Raw genomic sequence first — 22,968 nt, 5'->3', positions numbered from 1 at the left:
ACTTTCAAATAGCTACATGAAAAGAATAAGCCTACTAATCACATATATGTTTTTATTTTCTACGGTAGGTTTGTCGCAACTCAACAATTTAAGAACGTTGCCCACTGAAATTTTCAGGACAATAAAAGGGATTCCTGATTCCGATACGGCCAAAATGAGATGGAAATCCGGTGGGACTTTTAATGCAAACCTGGCTCAGGGAACATTGTCTAACTGGGCTGCGGGTGGTGATGATTTCTCTATGTCGTTGAATGCCTATTTCAATTATTATTTGCTGCATAGAAAAGGGAGGATCTCCTGGGACAGCAACCTCGATATATATTTAGGCTATGTTCAAACAACGAGTTTGGGAAGCCGTAAAAATGATGACCGTGTTGACTTTCTCTCAAAATATGGCTATCAGTTAGATAAAAAATGGTACCTGTCTGCCCTCTATAGTTTTAGAACGCAGCTATTTGATGGCTACACCTATTACTCCCGTGATAGCGGAACATTTGTTTCAACATTTTTATCTCCGGCTTATACCTTGATTTCTGTGGGTATGGATTATAAACCGAAAGATTTCTCTTTGTTTCTTTCACCGGCAACTTCACGCTGGACGTTAATGACCGACCCTTATCTTATTAAGCAAGGGCTATATGGCGTTGGCAAAGGCAATCATCTGCAAAACGAAATAGGTGCCTTTTCATCAATGACATACAATAAGACTATCTGGAAAGTGATCACTTACAAAGGAAGACTCGACCTGTTTACGAATTACATGCACAATCCCCAGAATGTGGATGTTTATTTTACCAATAGCCTCGCGTTTAAAATAACCAAATACATCCAGGCTTCTTACAACCTGGAGATGATCTATGACGATGATGTCAAGCTGTTTGGACCTCAAAAAAATAGTCCCGCTCTTCAGCTCAAAAGTCTGATAGGAATCGGATTTGCACTAAATCTCGGTAAAAAGTCATAGGCTTTTTTCACTGATAAGTTTTAACGTACTTTGCGCATTTAATAAGCTGCGCGATAATGAAGAACAGATATAATTATTTTGCAAGATTAATATTGTTGTTGGCCATAGCAGTATGTTTATTGCAGGATCTTTGTGCCCAAAACTTTCCTTCATCCGCAGAAATACTGGAAAGAATACAAGCGCTGCAAGTCAAAAAAGACAGCTTCTATTCGCCCGGTATGTTTACCAGTTATCGTCGCTACGCAAGAAAAAGCAATACTTATAAAGCTGATGACAATATCTTTTTTACCGCTATTTCTTTGTTTACACTGAAGCAGCTGAGAAATGATGTTGAGGAGCCAGAAAAAATATTAATCGACAGCATCTACAGTAAAGGCATCAATTCTTTTTATAAATACCGCAACCAAAAAGAACAACCCATATACAACTTCTGGCAAACAGATACTCCCGTAATCTTTCCCAACAGTGGCTGGCTAAACTGGTTTGATAAAAGCAACTCCATGCCGGATGACACAGACGACACGGTAATGATATTGATGGCACTTCAGGCCAATGATTCTACCGCGAAGCAGGTACATGAATTGATGCGACAACACGCTAACCTGAAAAATAAGCGCGTAAAAAATACTTTTAAAAATTACCGGGATATCCCGGCTTATTCAACCTGGTTCGGTAAGAAGATGCCGGTGGATTTTGATGTTTGCGTACTTGCTAACGTACTTTACTTTGTGCAGCTGAATCAGCTTACATGGCAAAAGGAAGACAGTGCTTCTGTTGATCTGATCAGGCAGGTTATTGTTGATAAAAAATATATGACTGACCCGGCTTATATTTCTCCGCACTACAGCCGTTCGGCCGTCATTATTTATCACTTTGCAAGATTGTTGGGCAAATACCAAATGCCGGCATTGGATAGCTTAAAACCAATACTGATCAACTCGGCGAGAGAGTTATTTCGGTCCACTGATTTGCTGATGGATAAAGTGATTTTAAATACTTCACTGCTCCGTTTAGGCGCCGCAGCTGAAATAATAAATAGCAATGGAAACATTACTTTTGATGACATAGAAAGCCGGAAATTTGCTTTTTTTATTGGGGATATGGCAACATATCTTCCAAACACATTCAGAGGAATGATGGCCTCTACGGGCATCGGAAAATTCTATTTTTATTCGCCTGCCTATAATAATGTTTTGTTACTGGAGTACCTGACAGAACTAAGAAAGCGGGGCTACTAAGATTTTTATTGAACCAAACAAAAGACATGGCTGTAAACCTGGAGGCATATCACAGCATTACTGAGGAGCTATCAGATAAAAGGGTAACACTTGTTGCCGTAAGTAAAACGAAGCCGGTTGAAGATATAACCGCTTTGTATGAAGCAGGGCAGCGCGATTTTGGTGAAAACTATGTGCAGGAGTTATTGGAAAAAGAAGGAAAACTGCCCAAAGACATTCACTGGCATTTTATTGGTCATTTGCAATCAAATAAAGTAAAATACATCGCCCCCTTTGTATATTTAATACATGGGGTTGACAGCTACAAACTGTTGCTCGAGATAAACAAACAAGCCGCCAAAAACGACCGTGTTATACCTTGCCTGCTGCAGGTACACATTGCACAGGAGGAAACAAAATTTGGATTTGATGAAGCAGAGCTGGACGAAGCGCTTGGGCGGATTGAAACCGAATCTTTAACTCATGTAGCCGTAAAAGGCCTGATGGGAATGGCCTCTTTTACTGATAACAGGCAAAAAATAGCACAGGAGTTTGCCTATTTACATACTATCTTTAATAAACACGCTCAAAGACATGCGTTCGATATACTATCGATGGGAATGAGCGGAGATTATGAAGTAGCCGTTTTGGAAGGCAGTAGCATGGTGCGGATAGGAAGTCTGTTGTTCGGAACAAGGCCTTCAAAAATGTAAAAACAAATTATATTTGTAAATTCTTCAATTTTAAACGACACCAAAATGCCATCTTTTGATATTGCGAGCAAAGTTGACCTCCAGACTTTGGATAATGCCATTAACGTTGTAAAAAAAGAGATCAGCAACAGGTTTGATTTTAAAGATTCACCTGTTATTATTGACCTGAATAAGAAAGAGTACACGGTAAACGTTGAGGTTGAGAGCGACATGAAAATGAAGCAGGTGATCGATGTAATTATTAGCCGGGCTATGAAACAGGGCATCGATGCCGGGGCTTTCAATTTTGAAAAAGATGCGTACCCAAGCGGTAAGGTGGTTAAGAAAGAAATACCGGTGACAAACGGGCTTAAACAAGATGATGCAAAAAAGATCGTAAAAATAATCAAGGATTCAGGTCTGAAAGTGCAGGCACAGATTATGGACGATATTGTTCGCGTGACGGGCAAAAAAATTGATGATTTACAGGTTGTGATCGCTGCTTTGAAAGGAGCCGGTTTAACGCTTCCGTTGCAGTTCACGAATATGAAAAGCTAGTAATTAATTGAGAATTGAAAATTGACAGTTGAAAATTTCCATTCGGTTGCGGAGAGGGTGACAATGGCTAGAATCGATTGGGTTTTAAGCTTTGCGCTTTAGGCTTTACGCTAAAAATAAAACGACATATGAAAAAAACTGACTTGCTTATGATGGCTGTGCTTCTCGTCGCCATCTTTTCTGTTGCTTTCATCACCCACAAAAAAGATAAAATGTTCAAACACGTAGTTTGTTTTAAATTCAAGGAAGGCATTTCTGAAGAAGCAAAACAAAAGCATATTCAATATTTCGCTTCGCTGAAAGACAGTATTCCGGAAATAGCTGCTTATGAAGCCGGTCCTGCAGAAAAAGTACCTTACGAAAAAACTGCTGACTATGACTATGTACACGTTGTAACATTTAAAACCAAGGAAGATTCAGAAAAATATTTCCATCATCCTGCTCATCAGCGCTTTATACAAGTGAATAAGGAAAGCTGGGCGGGGGCGTTTGTTATTAATTATTGATGTCGGCAGAAGGTGGCCGTAAATAGTCAATAGTGAATGTGAAAGGTGAATAGTGAAGGGTGTGACAGGTTTACTGAAGTGATCAAAGCCTAAGTTGTTGAAAACCATAAGGTTGATGAGGTGTGGGAAACGGATAGAACCAACGTACTTCGTACTTCGTATTCGTACTTTTGCAACAACAGAAGGAATTCCGACTTTCTTTTGGTATTACCATCAAAACCGCCTACCTTCGCGCTTCTAAAAAAATAACAGTACGGCAAAAACCGTGCGGCCTAAAAAATAAAATTTTATGAAACAAGGTCTCCATCCGGAAAGTTACAGGTTTGTTGTGTTTAAAGATATGAGTAACGGTACTTCTTTCTTAAGTCGTTCTACCGCTGCTACTAAAGAAACCATTCAGTGGGAAGATGGTAAAGAATACCCATTGGTAAAATTAGAAATTTCGAATACCTCGCATCCTTTCTACACAGGTAAAAATGTACTGGTGGATACTGCAGGTCGTATTGATAAATTCAAGAAACGTTACGAAAAGAAAAAATAGTTTTCTTTTTAAAATGAATAACAATCCCTCCGAAATGTATCTACACACATCGGGGGGATTTTTGTTTTGACGTAACGCCGCCAGGTTTTAGTTCTTTCTATAAACTCTTCGATTTGCAATGTTTTGGATTTTGGAAGCCGCTGATTAAACATCATACAGCAATACGATCGCTTAATAGCTACTATTTTGTTGATCCGTAAAATTTCTACAATTATCAGCGCACATATATCTACGCTGTCCAAACCTCATTGTTTTCGAAAATCATATTATATTCGTCAACTTTAAAGCTAGCTATATAATGAGCCAATTAACAAGTTATCCAAAAGAGAAAATCAACATTCTTTTTTTAGAGAACATCAGCGACAAAGCTGTGCAACAGTTTAAGCAAAACGACTATGTAAACGTTAAGAAACTTTCCGGTGCACTTAGTGAAGAAGAACTGATAAAGGAAATAAAGAACGTGCATCTTTTAGGGATCCGTTCAAAAACGAAGATTACAGCAAAGGTTCTGGAAGAAGCAAAAAAATTACAAGCGATAGGTTGCTTTTGTATTGGTGTTAACCAGGTTGATCTGAAACAGGCCACTAAAAAAGGAGTGGCTGTGTTTAACGCTCCTTACAGCAACACAAGAAGTGTGGCAGAACTGGTAATTGGTGCTGCTATCATGCTGATAAGAAGAATTCCGGATAAAAATAATGCTGCGCACCAGGGAATCTGGATGAAAGATGCTAAAGGCTCTTTCGAGCTACGCGGCAAAACACTTGGTGTTATCGGTTATGGCAATATCGGCTCACAATTGAGCGTTTTGGCTGAAGCACTGGGTATGAAAGTGATATTTTACGATGTGGAAACTAAACTACCCCTCGGTAATGCCACCGGCTACAAGTCTTTGAAAGAAGTAGTTAGCCAGAGCGATGTTATTTCCCTGCATGTGCCGGAAACAGCACAGACAAAAAATCTCATTAATAAGAACAATCTTAAATATTTCAAGAAAGGTTCTATTCTGATCAACTACGCAAGGGGAGAAGTGGTAGATCTGCCAGCATTGCGCAATGCTTTACAGGCGGGTGATTTAGCGGGTGCTGCTATCGACGTATATCCCTGGGAACCTGAAAAGAACGGCGATAAATTTGAGGCGCCTTTGCAGGGTTTGCCAAACGTATTGTTAACACCGCATATTGGTGGCTCTACTGAAGAAGCCCAGCAAAATATCGGTGAAGATGTAAGCATCAAACTTTTCAATTATCTTGAAAAAGGGATGAGCTTTGGTTCTCATACCGTTCCTGCAATCAGTTTGCCGCCGGTAGAGGGCGCTCATCGCATCTTGCACATACATAATAATGTACCCGGTGTTTTAAGTGCAATTAACACCGAGTTATCAAAAAATAACATCAATATTGTAGGGCAGTACCTGAAAACCAATGAGGACATTGGTTATGTAGTACTCGACGTAGATAAAAAATTGTCTAACAAAGCACTGGAATTGCTGAGAGATGTAAAAGAAACAATCAAAGTAAGAATGTTGTATTAGGCAACCGGCTTTGAGCTTTCAGCCTTCAGCAAAAAGTGTTGTTGTTATTGTAGCATATTAGTGATTAAATATAAGACAGCTGACGGCTGATAGCTGAAAGCTGGCAGCTAAAGATTATGAGTGAAGCAATTGAACAATTAAAGGAAGCAGTTTCATTTTCGCCGGAGAATATTCCTTTGCGTTTGCATCTGGCAGAGATGATGATAAAAGAGCATTTACTTAACGAAGCCGCGGAACAATACAACGAAGTACTTAAACGCAGTTATGGCAATATAAAGGCCAAAAAGGGTTTGGCATCCGTATATTACAGGCAGAAAAAATACTCTACAGCCGTTATCGTGTTTGAAGAGTTGTTTAAGGAAGAAGTGCTTTCGTGGGATGAAATGGTATTGTTTGTCCGTTCGCTTGTTAAGGAAGAATCTTTTGACGAGGCTATAGAAGTATATAAGAAAGTGCTTGCCATTAATCCTTCTTTCGTGGATGAAGAGTTGGATGGCATGTTGCGCTCTCCTTCAGCCGGTACATTTACTGATTCCGATGAATTTGATGAAGAAGAGTTTTTTGGTGATTTTGAAGATGAAAAGGCATCGAAACAAAATTTCTTTATGGAGAAACCCGACATCAAGTTTGAAGATGTTGGCGGAATGGATAAGGTAAAGAATGAGATTTCAATGAAGATCATCCAGCCACTGAAAAATCCTGATCTCTATAAGGCTTTTGGTAAAAAGATCGGTGGCGGGATTTTGCTGTATGGTCCTCCGGGCTGTGGAAAAACATACCTGGCCAGGGCGACTGCAGGTGAGATCAATGCCGGCTTTATTAATATTGGTCTGCATGATATCCTGGACATGTGGATGGGTAACAGCGAAAAAAATCTTCACGCAGTTTTTGAATATGCCAGGAAGAACGCACCATGCGTAGTGTTCTTTGATGAAGTTGATGCGTTGGGTGCAAGTAGAAGTGACCTTCGCCAGAGCAGCATGCGCCATGTAATAAACCAGTTTTTAGCGGAACTCGATGGCGTTGCCAGCAAGAATGATGGCATTCTTGTTCTCGCAGCTACGAACGCTCCATGGAGTGTTGACAGTGCATTCAGAAGGCCGGGCCGTTTTGATCGCATTGTGTTTGTTGCACCTCCTGATGAAAAAGGACGTGCAGAAATATTGAAACAACATCTAAAGAATAAACCTGTTGAAAATATTGATATCAACGCCTTAGCGAAAAGCACTGCTGAGTATTCCGGTGCCGATATTCAGGCTATCGTTGATATTGCAACTGAAGCTAAACTGGAAGAGTCTATGGCAAAAGGCTCTTTGGAAAAAATTACTACAAAGGATCTGCAGAAAGCTGTTAAACAACACAGGCCAACAACCCAGGAATGGTTTGGAACGGCAAGAAATTATGCGTTATACGCAAATGAGTCGGGACTTTATGACGACATTCTCCAATATCTGAAAATAAACAAATAATGTTTGGCGACAACAGGCATATAGAAAGGGCTCGGCTATTACTGCAGCAGGGACGTGTAAAGGATGCGGAAAAGGAAATAGGGTATGCCTTGCAGCAAGACCCTAATGATGATGAGGCTATTCTTGTGCTGGCTGAATGTAAAGTTGACGTGAAGCAATATAATGATGCTGTTTCACTCCTCAATCAGTCCATTCACCTCGATCCATACAATGACAGACCTTTTTACCTGCTTGCTTTTTGTTATTATCAGCAGGATAAATTCAAAGATGCAGTGCGTGAGCTGGATCAGGCTATCCGCCTGAATCCTTATCACGCCGGTTATTTTGGACTGTATGGTTATATTTTCATGGAGCAAAAAAACTATCGTGCTGCGCTTGAAAAAGCCAACGAGGGTCTTGCGTTAAATGCCGAAGAACTAACCTGTCTCAACGTTCGCTCACAAGCGCTGTTCAGGCTAAAGAACAATGATGAGGCATATGAAACGATAAAAGAAGCGCTGGCTATAGATCCCGAAAACGCTTTTACGCACACCAACTATGCGTGGCATTTTCTTGAAAAGGGAAAACACAAACAGGCAAGGGAGCATTTCAGGGAGGCTTTAAGAATAGAACCGGGAATGGACCGGGCGCGCCACGGTTTAAAAGAATCGTTCAAGGCTAATGTACCTCCATACCGTTGGATGCTGATGTTTTCATTGTGGCTTTCCACCAAATCTAAAAATGCACGATGGGGAATTATTATAGCATTATGGTTAGGTGTAAGGCTGGCAACTTCTGCAAGCACTTCAGCAGGGCTTCAGATGTTAGCATATGTTCTAATTGTCGCATACCTTGTGTTTGTGGTATTTTCATGGATCGGCAGTTCTCTTGCCAATCTTTATTTGTCTTTTCATAAAGAAGGTAAGTATGCACTTACGAAGAGTGAAATTTTTAATGCACGGATAGTTGGGTTAACTATTCTTCTAAGCATCGTTTTGCTTTCACTATCCGGATATTTCCCCATGAAGGCCGAAGACAGGTTTGTGCCTGCTGTAATCATCTTTTCTTTGGCTATGCCACTGAGCCAGCTAAGTTATCCTGTAAAATTTGCGGCAAATAAATTTATCGACTGGTTAAAACTCGGTTTAATTATAACCGGGTTAATAACGATACCATTGTGTTTCGTATCAATAAATGCCTTTTCTGTCTTGCTGACTATTTATCTCATAGCATTTGTAATATATACCTGGGTAGGTTCGTTTAGTAAATGAGTTTTTTACCTTATTTTTAAGTAACAAAATTTTAGCATGTTTTTTGTTTACTACATTTAAGCTGATTGTAGACAGAACGATAAGTGCTTCAAAAGGATCAAGACTTTATAGTTGAAGTTCCCGGAAGCTGAGCAGCACTATATTAATATTGTTGATTTTTTTCTACAGCAATTTGTAGTAAGAAACTCTAAAGAAAGAACCGGTCTTTTTTAAGATCATCAAGCAACAAAATCATATCCTTTGATTCTTCTGACACTCTCCCTTGATTGCGAGCAACAGAAGTTGTTCTGTTCGCCCGAAAACTACTTCCATTGTTTTTTTATGAAAAGCCAGGATTTACGGTAACTATCATCAATCATGCTAACAAGTTGAATCAAAATGAAAAAACAATTAACGATCCTTCTCTCGCTAACAGTGTTGATTTTCTCTTGTAAGAAAGAGGTAAATTCTTCAACCGATCAACCAGAACAAACATCAGTAGATGTCCGCGCAGTATTAACCAAACAACCCTGGAAATTAAAGGAAATACGGGCGTTGTTAGGTAATACGCTATCTTATTACCTGCGGAACGGGCAGGGCAATACTGCCAATTTTGACAAAGAGTATATCTCTTTTAAAACCGATAATACAGGCACATATTTCAACGGGGACAGTGCTTACAAGATAACCTCGTGGAATTTTAAAGATGCTGCATTGAGCGTAGTTGTTTACAATGTTGCTTACCGGGGTGATACAATACCTGTTACCTGGGAACATCTGAAAGTAACTAATGACAGCCTTAACTACAGTGAATTTTTTACACGGAACGGGCAGACAGCGTTATCAGTGGCCACAAGAATTCCATCAACGGGGACCAATCCTCAGTAAATAATTATTAGAAGGGAGGCTGCATTTGATGTGGCCTCTTTTTTTGAAGACCGTAAGATAGTAAGACCGTAAGACAGTAAGACCGTAAGACAGTAAGACGGGTAAGACATGTAAGACCGTAAGACGTGTAAGATAGTAAGACCGGCGAAAAGTGCGACAGGTGAAATTTTTGGAGGGAGGAAATGGAAAAGGGGTTAGAATGAAACAAGGAAGTAACGATGGACGATGTTGGAATATTGTTCACCGATTTTAATCAGAAAAGTTTTAATATTTTTTTGATTATTAGTGTTTTGCAACTATCATTGTTGTGGAATCTAAACTCAAAAAAAATGAAAAAACTGCTAACCGCAACCGTATCGATCTTAGTAATCGCTCTAGCCTGTACAAAAAACGTACACACACCAACCCCGGAACCAGAACCTCCCATCAACATCCGCGAAGTGTTAACCAAGCAAGCCTGGCAGCTGAAAGAGCTGAGAGCGCTGCAGGGAAACAAAATGTATTATTACTTACGTGGTGGAAGTAACAACAATATGAATTTCGACAAGGAGTACGTGTTTTTTAAAGATGACAACACCGGAACTTATTTTGATGGCGTGAATACTTACAACATACCATCTTGGTCATTTAAAGATTCAATTAAGAGCATCCTGGTTTACAACATCGATTACAGAGGCCAGGTGCTGCCTGTGACCTGGGAACATTTAAAAGTGACCAAGGACAGTTTAAATTACGATGAATTTTATACAAGAGGTGGGCAGATATCACTTGCAGTAGGAGCCAGAACTCCTGTAGCCTGTGGCAAGTCCTTCCCATAAATAAGTACAGAAAACTTTGAAAAAAAAGCCTCAGATCCTGAGGCTTTTTTGTTTGCTACAAGGCAAAGTTCTTTTAGTATACTTTATTCCATGTTTTCTAATTATCTGATAAACATTAATTTAGGTGAGTGTGAATAATACCCTACCATTTTGGTATATTTTTCTTTTCAAAAAGTTCATTTGTAAAATATTATTTGCTACTTTTATCCATAATTCCTAGTAAGTTAATATGAATTAGGGGAATTAAAAGAATAGCATTATGCCAACGACAAAGAAGGATAAAAACGCCCGGGTTTTTGTTAAAGCCACCTCATGGAGGTTTTTTGCTACTTGCGATACCATTTTCCTTTCCTGGTTATTCACAGGGCATATTGAAGCAGCCTTTAAAATTGGACTTACAGAAGTCATAACCAAAATTGGTTTATTCTACCTGCATGAACGTATATGGGAAAGATCGCGTTTTGGTTTGCAATACACAAAGAATGAAGACGGAGAAATAATCGTAACTGAAAAGCATTACAGAAGTGTTGTAAAAGGTGCGAGCTGGCGCTTTTTTGGTACATTGGATACCATTATTATCGCGCTGTTCTGGACCGGCGACTATACAAAAGCATTGGCAATTGGTGCGACTGAAGTAGTGACAAAAATTGCATTGTTCTGGCTGCATGAAAGGATCTGGTTGAAAATTAAATGGGGTAGAGTGGACAGGCAAATCACCATTAGCCCTAAAGAGCCCGCTGCTCAGTCGTCACAGCAGTTGGCAACTGTTAATGTATCCGTTAAATGAAGACCGTAAGACCGTAAGATAGTAAGACAGTAAGAGGGTTATTCGCTTCGTAGCGAATTAATGGGATTGGCAACAGCTGCCTTAATCGCCTGATAGCTCACAGTAACAACCGCAATCAATCCCGCAATAAAACCAGCCAGCGCAAACACCCACCATTGCAAATTTACCCGGTATGCAAAATTCTGTAACCATTGATGCATGGCATACCAGGCAACAGGCATGGTTATCAGGGCTGCAATAACAACTGGCTTCAATAAATCTTTCGTAAGCAGAACAACAATACTATTGGCAGAAGATCCAAGTACTTTTCTTACACCAATTTCTTTCGTGCGTTTGGATGCTGTGAACGATGCCAGTCCGAATAAACCAAGACATGCAATAAAAATAGCGAGTCCTGAAAAAATGCTGAGTATTTTTTGCTGGCGCATATCCGCCTGATACAAGTCGTTGAAGTCCTGGTCAAGGAATGTAAATTCAAATGGATAAACAGGTGCTGCCAAATTGTATGCTGCTTTTATGGCTGCAATGCCAGCTTGAAGGTTGCCGGATTTTAGTTTAATTACCGCTACCCTTCTGTCGTCAGAAGGAGAGATGACAAGTGCATCCATATTTTCTTTTAAAGACAGAAAATTAAAATCTTCTACAACACCTACTATCTTTCTGTTGGCGGTATCTCTAAATGTATTTCTGATCCATTTACCTATGGCCCGTTCGGGTGTATAACCGAGTTTTGCTGCTGCAGTGCGATTAATCAAAACTGCATCGGTAGTATCTGTAGCAAATTGGCCGGATAAATCTCTTCCTGCTATAATCTTTATATTAAGCGTTTTGGCAAATTCAAAATCTGAAAATTCAGTTCTTGCCTTCCAGATCTGATCATTTTGTCCTTCTACTTTAAAGGGATAATCGTCAAAGAAGCCGCCGGGTTCGCCGGACATTAATGAAACTCCAGCAATATTCGGGCTGGCTTCCAACGCGTGTTTAAATGTAACACGGTGATCATAAATTTCGTCATTGTTCAGTTTTACAACTACGGTCTGCTCCTTATCGAAACCAAGTTCCTTACTCTTCACGTAATGCATTTGATTCATTATGACTATTGTGCCGATAATAAGAAATACAGATATGCTGAACTGCACAACAACCAGTGCCTGCCTGAAAAAAGAGCCACCTTTGCCGAGCCTTAGTTTTCCTTTTAATGATTCAGTAGGAGAGAACGATGAAAGAAAAAAAGCCGGGTAACTACCTGCGAGGAAGCCTACCATGATCACTACAGTCAGCAGAAATAAATAGATTCCGGGTGTGTTCCAATTTACTTCAAGCGTGTAACCAAGTAACTGATTATAGAGTGGCATCAATAATTGAAATAACACAAATGCGATAAAGCAGGCAATGGAAGTTAGTAAAATTGACTCACCGATAAACTGTCCGATCAGGTTATTTCTTAAAGCCCCCATTACTTTTCTAAGCCCGACTTCTTTTGATCTTTCAACAGCCCGAACTGTTGAAAGGTTCATGAAATTGATACAGGCTATCAACAGGATCAGGATTGCAATGGAAAGAAATATATAGACAACTTTTTTGTCGCCATGTTTTACATTGTCAAAGCCGGAAAAAGGTTCAAAGTAAATTTCAGATAATGGAGTTAAAGCGAGATCAAACTTGCTTCCCGATCTTTCAAGTTCCTTGCTGAGGTATTTATCCATAAACATAGGGAAGTTTTTTTCAACCTGAGCTTTTGTCGCATGGTCATTAAGCTGCACATAAACAAAGAGATTGTTATTGAGCCAGCCTTTGAACCAGTCGGCATTCTGATAATTTGCAAGCGGAACGATCATACTGAATTCAAGATGAGAGTTGCTGGGTATGTCTTTTGCAACACCCGTCACCTTTAAAAGCATGTGCTTATCCAGCTCAATTATCTTTCCAACCGGGTTTTCATTTCCGAAGTATTTTTTTGCTGTTTTTTCTGTTAACACCACGCTTGACGGATCTTTTAACGCTGTTTCGGGATTTCCCTTAAGTAAGGGGAATGAAAATACGGTGAAGAAGTCCGGATCGGTAAAGTAGATCTTGTATTCATTAAACGCATGATTGTTATATGTTACCAATGCGTTCGTCGGCATTGTGCGAACAGCCCTTTTTATCAGATCAGGATAATCGTTCAACAAGGCTGGTCCGTAATTAGGTGACAGATACGGAGCCCTTCCTTTGCTTTTGTCGTAACCACGCATTACGCGGTAGATGTTTTTACCGTTTTTGTGGAAACTATCAAAACTGAATTCGTTGTTGATATATAAAAAGATCATCAGGCAACAGGTAATGCCGATGGACAGGCCCAATATATTAATGAAAGAAAATACTTTGTTTTTCTTGAGATTTCGCCAGGCTATCTTAAAATAATTCTGAAACATGTAATATTTTTCGTCAGGTTAACAATCCTATCCGAAAATACGTAGCTAAGAAAATGCCTGTTTTATAACATTATGATAAACAAAATATTATGAGCTATTCTGGACGCTATTTATGTCCGGTTTTGATACAATGAGTGTTTTAATTTGATGCATGAAGTTAACATTCTCAAAACGGTTCGGCCGCTGTCAAATACATTTCCCGGAAGTGCTTACAAGGCTGGCAGGATCTTTTTTGCGCGGGATTTAAATGCCGCTGTTTCATGTGGCAGGTTTTCTTCGATAATTATTCTTAGTTCGTTTTTTATTTCAGGGTAAGTTTTTGTGAGATTAAATAACGTTGTAAGCGAGAAAGCTTTAATAGCAATGGGTGTAGACGGTTCTTCAATAAAGGCGAAGCATGCATTCATTACATCTCCATGAAATTCCTCCGGTATATTAATCGCTTCTAACACTCGCACGGAGTTTCTGATGATGGCCGGATGCACATCTTTCCTGTCAAGTTGCGCAACAAGATCTTTAATATACGGTCTGATCATTGCCGGTTTTTCACGGCCGGCCCAGCTCACGCTCCATGCTGCTCTTTGAGCTACCCGTGTTTCTTTATCCAGGAAGCATTGCATAAGTTGCTTAAAGTTCTTTGCAGATTGAATAGCATACTCGCTTATGGCAAGTGCGTGGTCTCTTGAATGGATCTTTTCTTTTAAGAGTTCTTCGCGAATGTTCATTCTAATTGAAAATTGACAGTTGAAAATTGAAAATGAGGAAGAATGTGCAAATTAGCAAATGTGCAAATGCGAGAATGAATTGAAAACGGATAATTGAAATTGAACATGAAAATAAGCACGCCCAAACTAATAAAAAAGCCCGCCATAAAGACGGGCAGGTTTTATTATGGAGTAATATACATCTTACATCTAAAACCGTACATCGTACATTTCCTAATCCAGTTTCAACACTGCTAAAAACGCTTCCTGCGGAACTTCTACGTTACCAATCTGGCGCATACGTTTTTTACCTTCTTTCTGTTTTTCCAACAGCTTACGTTTACGGCTGATGTCACCACCATAACATTTCGCGGTTACGTCCTTACGCATCGCACTAATGTTTTCGCGGGCGATGACTTTTGCACCGATAGCAGCTTGTATAGCGATCTGGAATTGTTGACGTGGTAATAATTCTTTCAGTTTTTCACAAAGCTTGCGACCGAAATCCTGTGCGCGGCTTCTGTGAATCAGGGCGCTTAATGCATCCACTTTGTCCCCGTTCAATAAAATGTCCATTTTCACAATGTCAGCTTCACGGTAGCCAATAGGCGAATAATCGAAAGATGCATAGCCGCGTGTCTGGCTTTTCAATTTGTCGTAGAAATCAAATACGATTTCAGTCAAAGGCATTTCAAACATCAGCTCTACCCGCGTAGTTGTAAGATAGCTTTGGTTGATCAGGATCCCGCGTTTACCAAGGCACAGCGTCATGATATTGCCGATATACTCAGGTAAAGTGATGATCTGTGCTTTGATGTAAGGCTCCTCAATTCTGTCAAGTCTTGTAGGATCAGGCATTTCAGCCGGATTATTTACAATGATCTTTTCGCCTCTTGAAGTATATGCGTTGAAGCTTACGTTCGGAACGGTTGTGATAACAGTCTGGTTAAACTCACGTTCCAGGCGTTCCTGGATAATCTCCATATGGAGCAGTCCAAGGAATCCGCAACGGAAACCGAAACCAAGGGCCTGAGAGGTCTCCAGTTCATATGTAAGAGATGCGTCATTCAATTGCAGTTTATCCATGCAATCGCGGAGCTCTTCAAAATCTTCTGTTACAACAGGGAAGATACCGGCGAATACCATCGGTTTAACCTCTTCGAAGCCCTGGATAGGCTCACCCGGATTGGAAACCAGCGTAATAGTATCACCAACCTTTACATCTTTCGCGTTTTTGATACCTGTAATAATGTAACCTACGTCACCGGCTTTAACTTCTTTACGTTTATCCAGACCGAGTTTGAGTACGCCGATTTCGTCAGCATCATATTCAGCGTCGGTTGCTATAAATCGCACCTGGTCGCCTTGTTTTATGGTTCCGTTATAAACACGGTAATAAGCGATTACACCACGGAAACTGTTGAAAACGCTATCAAAAATGATCGCCTGTAATGGGGCGTCTTCATTACCTTTTGGCGCAGGTATGCGTTCAATAACAGCAGATAAGATCTCCTCGATACCAATTCCACTTTTGCCGCTCGCCAATAAGATCTCGTCTTCTTTGCAGCCGATCAGGTCGATGATCTGATCTTTAACTTCCGGGATCATTGCGCCATCCATATCAATTTTGTTGATAACGGGGATGATCTCAAGATCATTTTCCAATGCCAGGTAAAGATTGCTGATAGTTTGGGCCTGGATACCTTGTGTTGCGTCAACCAATAGGAGGGCTCCTTCGCAGGCTGCAAGGGCACGGCTAACCTCGTAGCTGAAGTCAACGTGACCCGGAGTATCAATTAAATTAAGGGTATATTTAGAATTTTTATATTCGTAAGACATTTGTATGGCATGACTTTTAATTGTGATGCCTTTTTCTCTTTCCAGATCCATGTCATCAAGAACCTGGTTCATCATGTCTCTCTCTCCAATAGTTTTGGTGAATTCAAGTAAACGATCGGCCAGCGTGCTTTTTCCGTGATCTATATGCGCAATAATGCAAAAGTTTCTGATCTTATCCATAATTGGGGCAAAGATAATTGAAACTGGGCAACGACGGTGGTGCGCGGGCGCACAGTTTTTTTGAACCACGGAGGCAAGGTTTGAAATCACGGAGACAGAGTGACACGGCGAAGCACAGAATTTTTGCCACCAAGGCTCGAAGTTTCAAAGAAGCAAAAAGGTTTGAAACCACGGAGACAGAGTGACACGGCGAAGCACAGAATTTTTGCCACCAAGGCTCGAAGTTTCAAAGAAGCAAAAAGGTTTGGAAACACGAAGGCTGGAAGTCCTCTAAAGAGTAGAAAAGCTTTTTAAGTGGCGCAACCTCGGAAAAAGGCACAAAGATGTGGTGACTTTCAACCCTTCACTACTTACGACGTAAAACGCACAACGTATAACTTACAACTGAGGTTGCGCCCTGGGCTTTAAGCTCCTTTCGCCGCGCCGCTGCTTCTTTGCGTCCGCAGCGAGAAACCTACAAAAACCAATAATCCTCCGCGTCTTTTGGTGCGGGCTTTTCGATGAGTGTTTTGGTGATCTTATTGAGCTCGGAGACTTTGTGTTGAAAATCGCCCTTCAATTCATTGCGGATCTGTTGAAGATTGTCGAGCACTTGTTCTAACTCGTCGGGAAGGAGTTCGTTGAAAACCTCTTTTAGTCTTTTGGCAACGGTGGGGGACTTACCGTTTGTGGAAATGGCCAATTTCAGGCTTCCCTTTGTAACAATGGAACCGAGATAGAAGTCACATAATTCAGGCTTGTCAGCAACATTGATGAGTTTGCCGGCCTGTTTAGCATCGTTACGGATCTGTTCGCTTGTGGCGATATCATTCACAGCTGCAATAACTAAATCGGACTCATTTAAGTAAGAAGCATCATAATCTCCAATCGCTACACAAACATTTTCGTTGGCGTTTGCGAGCGCTGAAAAATCTTCATTTACAGCTCTGGTTATTACTTTCACCTTTGTGTTGGGTGAGTTATTGATGATCGCCTGCAGCTTCTCCAAAGCAACATTTCCGCCACCAATCAACAGCACACGAAGTTGCTCCAGTTTAAAGAATACCGGAAACAGTTTATTTATGTTCGATGTAGATGTTAGGTTGTCCATGATCCATTTTTGAGCTTTCAGCAATTAGCTATGAGCCTTTAGCGATAAATGTGCATGTCTAAATATACACATCAGTTTTAAGGCAATTGCTGATGGCTGATTGCTGAAAGCTGACTGCTATACAATTCCCTGCCTTACCACAAAATCGCCAAAAGATTCTTTCTTTTTTCTTTTTGCAGAGAAGTCTGAAAACAGTGTATCCAGTTCGGCTAATATCTGAGCTTCGTCGAGATTCTCTTTATATAATTTGTTCAGTCTTGTGCCAATAACATCAGCTCCAAGATGCATATTGTAACGGCCGTAGTTGGTTCCTACAAAACCGATCTCTGCAATGTAAGGTCTTGCACAACCATTCGGACAGCCGGTCATTCTTATGCTGATGCCTTCCTGCTCAAGCTTGTGTTTACCAAGCACATCTTCAATCTTCGTGATCAATGAAGGCAGGTAACGCTGGGCCTCGGCAAGTGCCAGCGGACAGGTATTGAATGCCACACATGCAACGGCATTTCTTCTTACCGGAGAAGCTTTGTCGGTTGTTTCGATAACCCTGTATTGCTGCAATACATTTTCAACATAAGCCTTGTCTTCCTCATTAATGTCACTGATGATCAGGTTCTGGTTACATGTAAACCTGAAGTTTGCCTTTCTTGCTTTCGCGATTTCAAGGAAAGCAGTTTTGTACTGAACATCCTCGTCATCACGCACGCGGCCGTTTTCAATAAAGGCCGTATAGTACCACAACCCTTCATGATTCTGGTGCCATCCGTATTCATCGTGGCGATGCGTAAATTCATATTTGCGAGCAGGTGCAAAATTGAGGCCCGCTCTTTTTTCAACTTCTGCCTTAAATACATCCAGCCCCATTCTCTCTATGGTATATTTCAGACGCGATAATTTCCGGTCACTTCTGTTACCATTATCACGTTGAACAGTTGCTATTTCATAGATCGTTTTTAACGCATCTTCTTTCGATACATATCCCAGGATGTTACCAAGTCGCGGATAGGTATCAGGGTTTCCATGAGTAGCCCCTAAGCCACCGCCCGCAGCTATATTAAAGCCGACCAGCTTGTCTTTTTCTATGATGGCGATAAGTCCCACGTCATTCGTGAAAACATCAACATCATTGTATGGAGGGATAGCAATAGCTATCTTGAATTTGCGCGGCAAATAACGGTTTTCATACAGTGGATCTTCTTCTGTCACTTCAACAAGTTTCTCTTCGTCGAGCCAAACCTCGTAATAAGCTCTTGTCTTTGGCAGCATATAGGCGCTTATTGTTTCGGCAAAATGAAATACTTCTTCATGCAACGGAGAGTATTTTGGATGCGCGCCTGCAACCACATTTCTGTTTACATCGCCACAGGCAGCAATAGAATCCAGCTTCTGCTTATTGAACGCGGCTATGGTAGGCTTAATATGAGATTTTAGAATGCCATGCAATTGTACGGTTTGCCTGGTTGTAATTTTAATTACGCCGGTTGTATGTTCGTCCGTTACCTGGTGCAAAGTTTCCCATTGCTCGGCAGTAAGAAATCCGCCGGGCAGGCGTAAACGGATCATGAATGAGAATAAGCGTTCCAATTTCTTAGCTGCACGTTCCTCTCTTCTGTCACGGTCATCCTGCATGTACATGCCGTGAAACTTTATTAATGACTGATCATCTTCTCGGATAGCGCCTGTATGTTCATCTTTCAGACTCTCTTTCAGTGTTCCGCGTAAACCATGGCTGGCTTTCTTGATCCTTTCTACCGGTGATTCGTTCTGAGACATTGTTGGTTGGTTATAATGAGAGCTTAAAGCTTAAAGCTCAAAGCCCAAAACTATGGTTTCAAATACAAGTTGCTAAATATGTGGTACAGTTTTCAATTGGCACATATTCACATCTGACTTTGCAAGTACGAGTTACGAAGTACCTAAGCTTGATCAGCGCTATTTCATTTAGCCTGCAAAGTTCGCTTCATTCATTTTCAATTTTCAACTGTCAATTATCAATTGAAAGAACTGTCAAGCTAATAGACATCTTTATGATACTGCCCGCTTTCATGCAGCTGATGTACATATTCTGTAGCTGCGTCGATGCTGATGTCCGCTTTTTCTGCGATAATGCTGATCAGCGTGTTTTCTACATCTACACTCATTGGTTCTTTGGCACCGCAAACGTAAATGTTAGCGCCGGACTGAATCCAATCATACAGTTCATCAGCCTTTTCTTTCATGCGATGTTGTACATATACTTTGTGATCCTGATCTCTTGAAAAAGCAGTATTCAGTTTTGTAAGTACACCTGTTTCAAATAGAGCCTGCAAGTCAGTCTGATAAAGAAAATCAGATACGAAATGCTGATCGCCGAAGAACAACCAGTTACGGCCGCTATCACCTTTTGCATCTCGTTCCAGTAAGAAAGAACGGAAAGGCGCGATACCAGTTCCCGGTCCGATCATAATTACATCTTTGCTTTCTTCAGGCAAGCGGAATGCATTGTTCTTTTGTATGTAAAACTTAATGTTGTCATTTTCATTCAACGTTGACAGATAGTCGGAGCACAAGCCAAAGCGCTGGTGTCCATCAACATTAAACTTGCTTCTGCTTACAGTGATGTGCACTTCGTTATTTCCATGCGCAGCAGGAGAAGAAGAAAGAGAATACAGTCTTGGTGCAATTGGTTCCATAATGGAAACAAATTGCTGAACGTCCATGCTTTTATCAGAAGGATAAATGCGCAACAGATCGGCAAGGTCCATCCTGATAGATGGAATTTCTTTCTTAACCAGCTTTGCGTAGTTCTGTACCACGCGCTCAGGCAGGTATTGAATATTTATTTTAGTCGTCAACAGATCTTCCAGTGAGTGTGACTGATCACGGAAAGAAAATTGCTGATCAGCGGATGCATCCAGCAATTCAATGATCTTGCCAACGGATGCCGGCTTGTTGAAGGCAATGATGCCGATAGAATCACCTGGTTCATATTCCACTTCTTCGTCAGAAGCTATTTCTATGTGATAGGTTTCTTTGCCGGATTCTTTATCATTCAGGTTAACCGTTGCTATAACCGTGCCGTCAAAAACTTTTTTGCCGCTCTTTGCAGACTTGGTCTTTGTTGCCGTTGCAACGCTTGCAGATGCAGTTTTTCCTGAAGAAGTACTCAGCAATTCTTCCAGCCATTGTGTTGCATCAGCTTCGTAATCTGTATCACATTTTCTCAACGGCACGATTCGTTCTGCGCCAAGTGAACTCAGGCGGATGTCGACATCTTCACCTGCTTTACAGAACAGGGGATAAGCTGAATCTCCCAGTGCAAGTACAGCGTATTTCAGGTCCCCCAGCTGCAGGTTGTTTTGTAAAATATAGTCGTAGAATTTCTTAGCTCCGGCAGGTGGCTCACCATCACCCTGCGTACTGATCACAACCAGCAGGCACTGTTCTTTAGAAAGATCATTTATCCTGTACTGCTCAAGGCTTTTCAGTTTTACTGACACACCTTGTTTTTTCAATCGCGTACTAAAATCAGTTGCTACTTTTTTGGAATTGCCGGTTTCTGTGCCATACACCACAGTGCAGTTAGCCAGAGCCGGTGACGAAGCCACAGCAGTGATTTCTGCAGTTTCTCCATTAGAAAAATCAGCAACCACGGCACTCAGGTACCCATTCATCCAAATAAGCTCATCCCTGGATGCGTTTTTTACCAGTTCACGAAAAGTGTTAAGTTTAAGCTCTGCTAACATTTGCCTCGTTTTGAAAATCGTTAACTAATTGTATTAATTCCGGATAGTTGTTAAGTGGTTTAAAATAATGTTCCCTTTTGCTGTTATTGGGAAGCCAGGCAAAACGCTCATACAGTTCTGTAACGCGGCCCATAATAACAAGCGAAGGACTTTTGAACGTTATGTCAAATCCGTTATTGAAGAATTCTGATAAGTTAGATTGAAATACGTATTGTTCAGGCGTAGTGGCCTGTTCAACAACAATAAAAGGAATAGATGCATCCGCTCCTGCATCAAGCAACTTGCTTGTTACCGTATGCAGTGATTTTCCTGACATATAGAAAACCAACGTGTCTTCAAACGTTGCCAGCTCTTTCCATGAAGATTCTTCAACTGCAGACTCTGTGTAATAAGTCAGGATTTTTACGCCTTGCGCAAAGCCACGTGCCGTTAGTGGCACGCCTGTGTAAGCCGATGCTCCCGATGCAGCTGTTATACCCGGAACTATTTCATAACTAATGTTATGATCATGTAAGGCCTGCAACTCATCAAGTACATTGGAGAAAAGTGCAATATCACCGCCTTTTAGTCTTACAACAGTCTTATGTTTTTGCGCCAGTTTTACGATCAGTTCATTTATTTCGTGCTGCGGTACAGAAGCGTTTGAACCACCCTGTTTACCCACAGCGTAAATTAGCGCATCAGGATGGGCGTATTCTTCGATAATTGCGTTGCTCACCAGCCTGTCCGTAATAATAACATCAGCCTGAGATAATATTTTAACCGCTTTAACCGTCAACAATTCCGGATCGCCAGGACCGGCGCCAACCAGGTACACTTTACTGGTATTACGAACATTCATTAGTCTACAAATTTGGTGGATTTCATGAGAAAATAAAAAGCCTTAAACGGCTTTTGCTACTTCGTGGTTTGCGGAAGTGGAGTGTAGACCGCACTCTTTCGAGTTTTTGTCTTCCCACCACCAGCGGCCTGCACGAAAATCTTCGCCCGGCTTAACTGCCCTTGTACAAGGTGCACAACCAATGCTCACAAAACCTTTGTTGTGAAGTGTATTGTATGGAATGTTGTTTTTATAAATAAAAGAAGTAACATCTTCAGTGGTCCAATAGAGCAATGGATGAAATTTGATGATGTTATTCGTTTCGTCCCACTCAACCTGTGATAATTGTTTTCTTTCCGGTGAATGTTCAGCGCGTAAACCTGTTACCCATACTTCGTTTCCGGCCAAAGCTCTCTTTAAAGGTTCTACCTTTCTGATATGGCAGCATCCTTTGCGAAGATCAATAGATTCATAAAAAGCATTCGGTCCGTTCTGCTGCAGATAGCCTTCGAGTGCTTCGTTATTGGGATAGTAAGCTTTTATTTTGGTGTGATACTTTTCGTTGGTTCTTCCCCACACGTAATAAGTCTCATCAAATAAACGCCCGGTATCAATCGTGAAGATTTCAATCGGCAATTTATTCGTCAGTATCATGTGTGCTATAGCCTGGTCTTCCCAGCTAAAGCTGCTGGAGAATACAATCTTTCCCGCATGTTCTTCCGAAATAAGTTTCAACGCATCCTCCTCGGATAGTCCACTTATTTTGTAGGATAAATCATATGTTTTGCTAAAGTTGTTGTTAGACATATATGCTATTGTTGTATGGAATTATGTGTTGTTATGGTTCAGACTATTAATTATTGCATGCAACAGCAGATGAGTGCGAGCTTGTTACAGCAACAGACAGAAGTGAAGTATGATGGAGATTGAGACATTAGTCTACCATTTTGGTGGTAAAATTAATATACGGTAAATAAAATACCAAATAAAAGATGA

20 protein-coding genes are annotated in these 22,968 nt (G+C 40.8%); 12 read left to right on the top strand and 8 right to left on the bottom strand.

Annotated features, from left to right (window positions below; translation table 11 throughout):
• The first annotated feature begins 16 nt into the window (after positions 1-16).
• From QTN47_RS06670 to QTN47_RS06615, 12 genes are all read left to right on the top strand, one after another.
• Entirely contained in the window at positions 17-964 is a 948-nt protein-coding gene (locus QTN47_RS06670) for a DUF3078 domain-containing protein (protein ID WP_369328565.1), read from the top strand.
• 56 nt (positions 965-1,020) lie between these two features.
• Positions 1,021-2,202, top strand: a complete 1,182-nt coding sequence (locus tag QTN47_RS06665; protein WP_369328564.1) for a hypothetical protein — start codon at positions 1,021-1,023, stop codon at positions 2,200-2,202.
• A 26-nt stretch (positions 2,203-2,228) separates the two neighbouring features.
• Positions 2,229-2,894, top strand: a complete 666-nt coding sequence (locus tag QTN47_RS06660) for a YggS family pyridoxal phosphate-dependent enzyme (RefSeq protein ID WP_369328563.1) — start codon at positions 2,229-2,231, stop codon at positions 2,892-2,894.
• 45 nt (positions 2,895-2,939) lie between these two features.
• Positions 2,940-3,431 carry a YajQ family cyclic di-GMP-binding protein gene (locus tag QTN47_RS06655; RefSeq protein WP_369328562.1) on the top strand — a complete coding sequence of 164 codons (492 nt, stop codon included), beginning with the start codon at positions 2,940-2,942 and terminating at the stop codon, positions 3,429-3,431.
• A gap of 128 nt (positions 3,432-3,559) precedes the next feature.
• Positions 3,560-3,937: a Dabb family protein gene (locus tag QTN47_RS06650; protein ID WP_369328561.1), complete on the top strand. Its 378-nt coding sequence runs from the start codon at positions 3,560-3,562 to the stop codon at positions 3,935-3,937.
• A gap of 289 nt (positions 3,938-4,226) precedes the next feature.
• Positions 4,227-4,478, top strand: a complete 252-nt coding sequence (locus tag QTN47_RS06645; RefSeq protein ID WP_369328560.1) for a type B 50S ribosomal protein L31 — start codon at positions 4,227-4,229, stop codon at positions 4,476-4,478.
• 298 nt (positions 4,479-4,776) lie between these two features.
• Complete coding sequence (serA, locus tag QTN47_RS06640) at positions 4,777-6,009, top strand: phosphoglycerate dehydrogenase (RefSeq protein WP_369328559.1); 1,233 nt, start codon at positions 4,777-4,779, stop codon at positions 6,007-6,009.
• Positions 6,010-6,125: 116 nt separating this feature from the next.
• On the top strand, positions 6,126-7,478 hold the full coding sequence (locus QTN47_RS06635; protein WP_369328558.1) for an AAA family ATPase: 1,353 nt from the start codon (positions 6,126-6,128) through the stop codon (positions 7,476-7,478).
• The gene (locus QTN47_RS06630) at positions 7,478-8,728 is read left to right on the top strand and encodes a tetratricopeptide repeat protein (RefSeq protein WP_369328557.1); all 1,251 of its coding nucleotides are present in this window, start codon (positions 7,478-7,480) and stop codon (positions 8,726-8,728) included. Before QTN47_RS06635 ends, QTN47_RS06630 begins: the two co-directional genes overlap by 1 nt.
• Before the next feature lie 378 nt (positions 8,729-9,106).
• Positions 9,107-9,595 carry a hypothetical protein gene (locus QTN47_RS06625; protein WP_369328556.1) on the top strand — a complete coding sequence of 163 codons (489 nt, stop codon included), beginning with the start codon at positions 9,107-9,109 and terminating at the stop codon, positions 9,593-9,595.
• A gap of 329 nt (positions 9,596-9,924) precedes the next feature.
• Positions 9,925-10,413 (top strand): hypothetical protein, encoded by a 489-nt coding sequence (locus QTN47_RS06620; protein WP_369328555.1) that lies wholly within the window; start codon positions 9,925-9,927, stop codon positions 10,411-10,413.
• Between the two features lie 259 nt (positions 10,414-10,672).
• Positions 10,673-11,200 carry a DUF2061 domain-containing protein gene (locus tag QTN47_RS06615; protein ID WP_369328554.1) on the top strand — a complete coding sequence of 176 codons (528 nt, stop codon included), beginning with the start codon at positions 10,673-10,675 and terminating at the stop codon, positions 11,198-11,200.
• Positions 11,201-11,238: 38 nt separating this feature from the next.
• Here the strand turns inward: QTN47_RS06615 and QTN47_RS06610 are convergent, their stop codons facing one another.
• From QTN47_RS06610 to QTN47_RS06575, 8 genes are all read right to left on the bottom strand, one after another.
• Complete coding sequence (locus QTN47_RS06610) at positions 11,239-13,614, bottom strand: ABC transporter permease (RefSeq protein ID WP_369328553.1); 2,376 nt, start codon at positions 13,612-13,614, stop codon at positions 11,239-11,241.
• Positions 13,615-13,823: 209 nt separating this feature from the next.
• Positions 13,824-14,339 carry a HEAT-like fold family protein gene (locus QTN47_RS06605; protein ID WP_369328552.1) on the bottom strand — a complete coding sequence of 172 codons (516 nt, stop codon included), beginning with the start codon at positions 14,337-14,339 and terminating at the stop codon, positions 13,824-13,826.
• A gap of 213 nt (positions 14,340-14,552) precedes the next feature.
• Entirely contained in the window at positions 14,553-16,337 is a 1,785-nt protein-coding gene (gene lepA, locus QTN47_RS06600; RefSeq protein ID WP_369328551.1) for a translation elongation factor 4, read from the bottom strand.
• A 454-nt stretch (positions 16,338-16,791) separates the two neighbouring features.
• The gene (locus tag QTN47_RS06595; protein ID WP_369328550.1) at positions 16,792-17,427 is read right to left on the bottom strand and encodes a precorrin-2 dehydrogenase/sirohydrochlorin ferrochelatase family protein; all 636 of its coding nucleotides are present in this window, start codon (positions 17,425-17,427) and stop codon (positions 16,792-16,794) included.
• Positions 17,428-17,544: 117 nt separating this feature from the next.
• Positions 17,545-19,200, bottom strand: a complete 1,656-nt coding sequence (locus QTN47_RS06590) for an NADPH-dependent assimilatory sulfite reductase hemoprotein subunit (RefSeq protein ID WP_369328549.1) — start codon at positions 19,198-19,200, stop codon at positions 17,545-17,547.
• 239 nt (positions 19,201-19,439) lie between these two features.
• Positions 19,440-21,152: a diflavin oxidoreductase gene (locus QTN47_RS06585; protein ID WP_369328548.1), complete on the bottom strand. Its 1,713-nt coding sequence runs from the start codon at positions 21,150-21,152 to the stop codon at positions 19,440-19,442.
• Positions 21,136-21,993, bottom strand: a complete 858-nt coding sequence (cobA, locus tag QTN47_RS06580) for a uroporphyrinogen-III C-methyltransferase (RefSeq protein WP_369328547.1) — start codon at positions 21,991-21,993, stop codon at positions 21,136-21,138. The genes QTN47_RS06585 and cobA overlap by 17 nt, the downstream gene beginning before the upstream one ends.
• Before the next feature lie 42 nt (positions 21,994-22,035).
• Positions 22,036-22,779, bottom strand: coding sequence for a phosphoadenylyl-sulfate reductase (locus tag QTN47_RS06575; protein ID WP_369328546.1), 744 nt, complete (start codon positions 22,777-22,779; stop codon positions 22,036-22,038).
• Positions 22,780-22,968: the final 189 nt, after the last annotated feature.

The organism is Danxiaibacter flavus (assembly GCF_041060425.1).
Taxonomy (GTDB): domain Bacteria; phylum Bacteroidota; class Bacteroidia; order Chitinophagales; family Chitinophagaceae; genus Danxiaibacter; species Danxiaibacter flavus.
Note: the sequence above shows the minus strand (reverse complement) of the source record. Positions and strands in the feature narration are given on the sequence as shown.

Excerpts from the sequence above, each read along its gene's own strand:
- QTN47_RS06670 (WP_369328565.1), top strand. The coding sequence starts at position 17 with ATGAAAAGAATAAGCCTACTAATCACATATATGTTTTTATTTTCTACG.
- QTN47_RS06665 (WP_369328564.1), top strand. The coding sequence starts at position 1,021 with ATGAAGAACAGATATAATTATTTTGCAAGATTAATATTGTTGTTGGCC.
- QTN47_RS06660 (WP_369328563.1), top strand. The coding sequence starts at position 2,229 with ATGGCTGTAAACCTGGAGGCATATCACAGCATTACTGAGGAGCTATCA.
- QTN47_RS06655 (WP_369328562.1), top strand. The coding sequence starts at position 2,940 with ATGCCATCTTTTGATATTGCGAGCAAAGTTGACCTCCAGACTTTGGAT.
- QTN47_RS06650 (WP_369328561.1), top strand. The coding sequence starts at position 3,560 with ATGAAAAAAACTGACTTGCTTATGATGGCTGTGCTTCTCGTCGCCATC.
- QTN47_RS06645 (WP_369328560.1), top strand. The coding sequence starts at position 4,227 with ATGAAACAAGGTCTCCATCCGGAAAGTTACAGGTTTGTTGTGTTTAAA.
- serA (WP_369328559.1), top strand. The coding sequence starts at position 4,777 with ATGAGCCAATTAACAAGTTATCCAAAAGAGAAAATCAACATTCTTTTT.
- QTN47_RS06635 (WP_369328558.1), top strand. The coding sequence starts at position 6,126 with ATGAGTGAAGCAATTGAACAATTAAAGGAAGCAGTTTCATTTTCGCCG.
- QTN47_RS06630 (WP_369328557.1), top strand. The coding sequence starts at position 7,478 with ATGTTTGGCGACAACAGGCATATAGAAAGGGCTCGGCTATTACTGCAG.
- QTN47_RS06625 (WP_369328556.1), top strand. The coding sequence starts at position 9,107 with ATGAAAAAACAATTAACGATCCTTCTCTCGCTAACAGTGTTGATTTTC.
- QTN47_RS06620 (WP_369328555.1), top strand. The coding sequence starts at position 9,925 with ATGAAAAAACTGCTAACCGCAACCGTATCGATCTTAGTAATCGCTCTA.
- QTN47_RS06615 (WP_369328554.1), top strand. The coding sequence starts at position 10,673 with ATGCCAACGACAAAGAAGGATAAAAACGCCCGGGTTTTTGTTAAAGCC.
- QTN47_RS06610 (WP_369328553.1), bottom strand. The coding sequence starts at position 13,614 with ATGTTTCAGAATTATTTTAAGATAGCCTGGCGAAATCTCAAGAAAAAC.
- QTN47_RS06605 (WP_369328552.1), bottom strand. The coding sequence starts at position 14,339 with ATGAACATTCGCGAAGAACTCTTAAAAGAAAAGATCCATTCAAGAGAC.
- lepA (WP_369328551.1), bottom strand. The coding sequence starts at position 16,337 with ATGGATAAGATCAGAAACTTTTGCATTATTGCGCATATAGATCACGGA.
- QTN47_RS06595 (WP_369328550.1), bottom strand. The coding sequence starts at position 17,427 with ATGGACAACCTAACATCTACATCGAACATAAATAAACTGTTTCCGGTA.
- QTN47_RS06590 (WP_369328549.1), bottom strand. The coding sequence starts at position 19,200 with ATGTCTCAGAACGAATCACCGGTAGAAAGGATCAAGAAAGCCAGCCAT.
- QTN47_RS06585 (WP_369328548.1), bottom strand. The coding sequence starts at position 21,152 with ATGTTAGCAGAGCTTAAACTTAACACTTTTCGTGAACTGGTAAAAAAC.
- cobA (WP_369328547.1), bottom strand. The coding sequence starts at position 21,993 with ATGAATGTTCGTAATACCAGTAAAGTGTACCTGGTTGGCGCCGGTCCT.
- QTN47_RS06575 (WP_369328546.1), bottom strand. The coding sequence starts at position 22,779 with ATGTCTAACAACAACTTTAGCAAAACATATGATTTATCCTACAAAATA.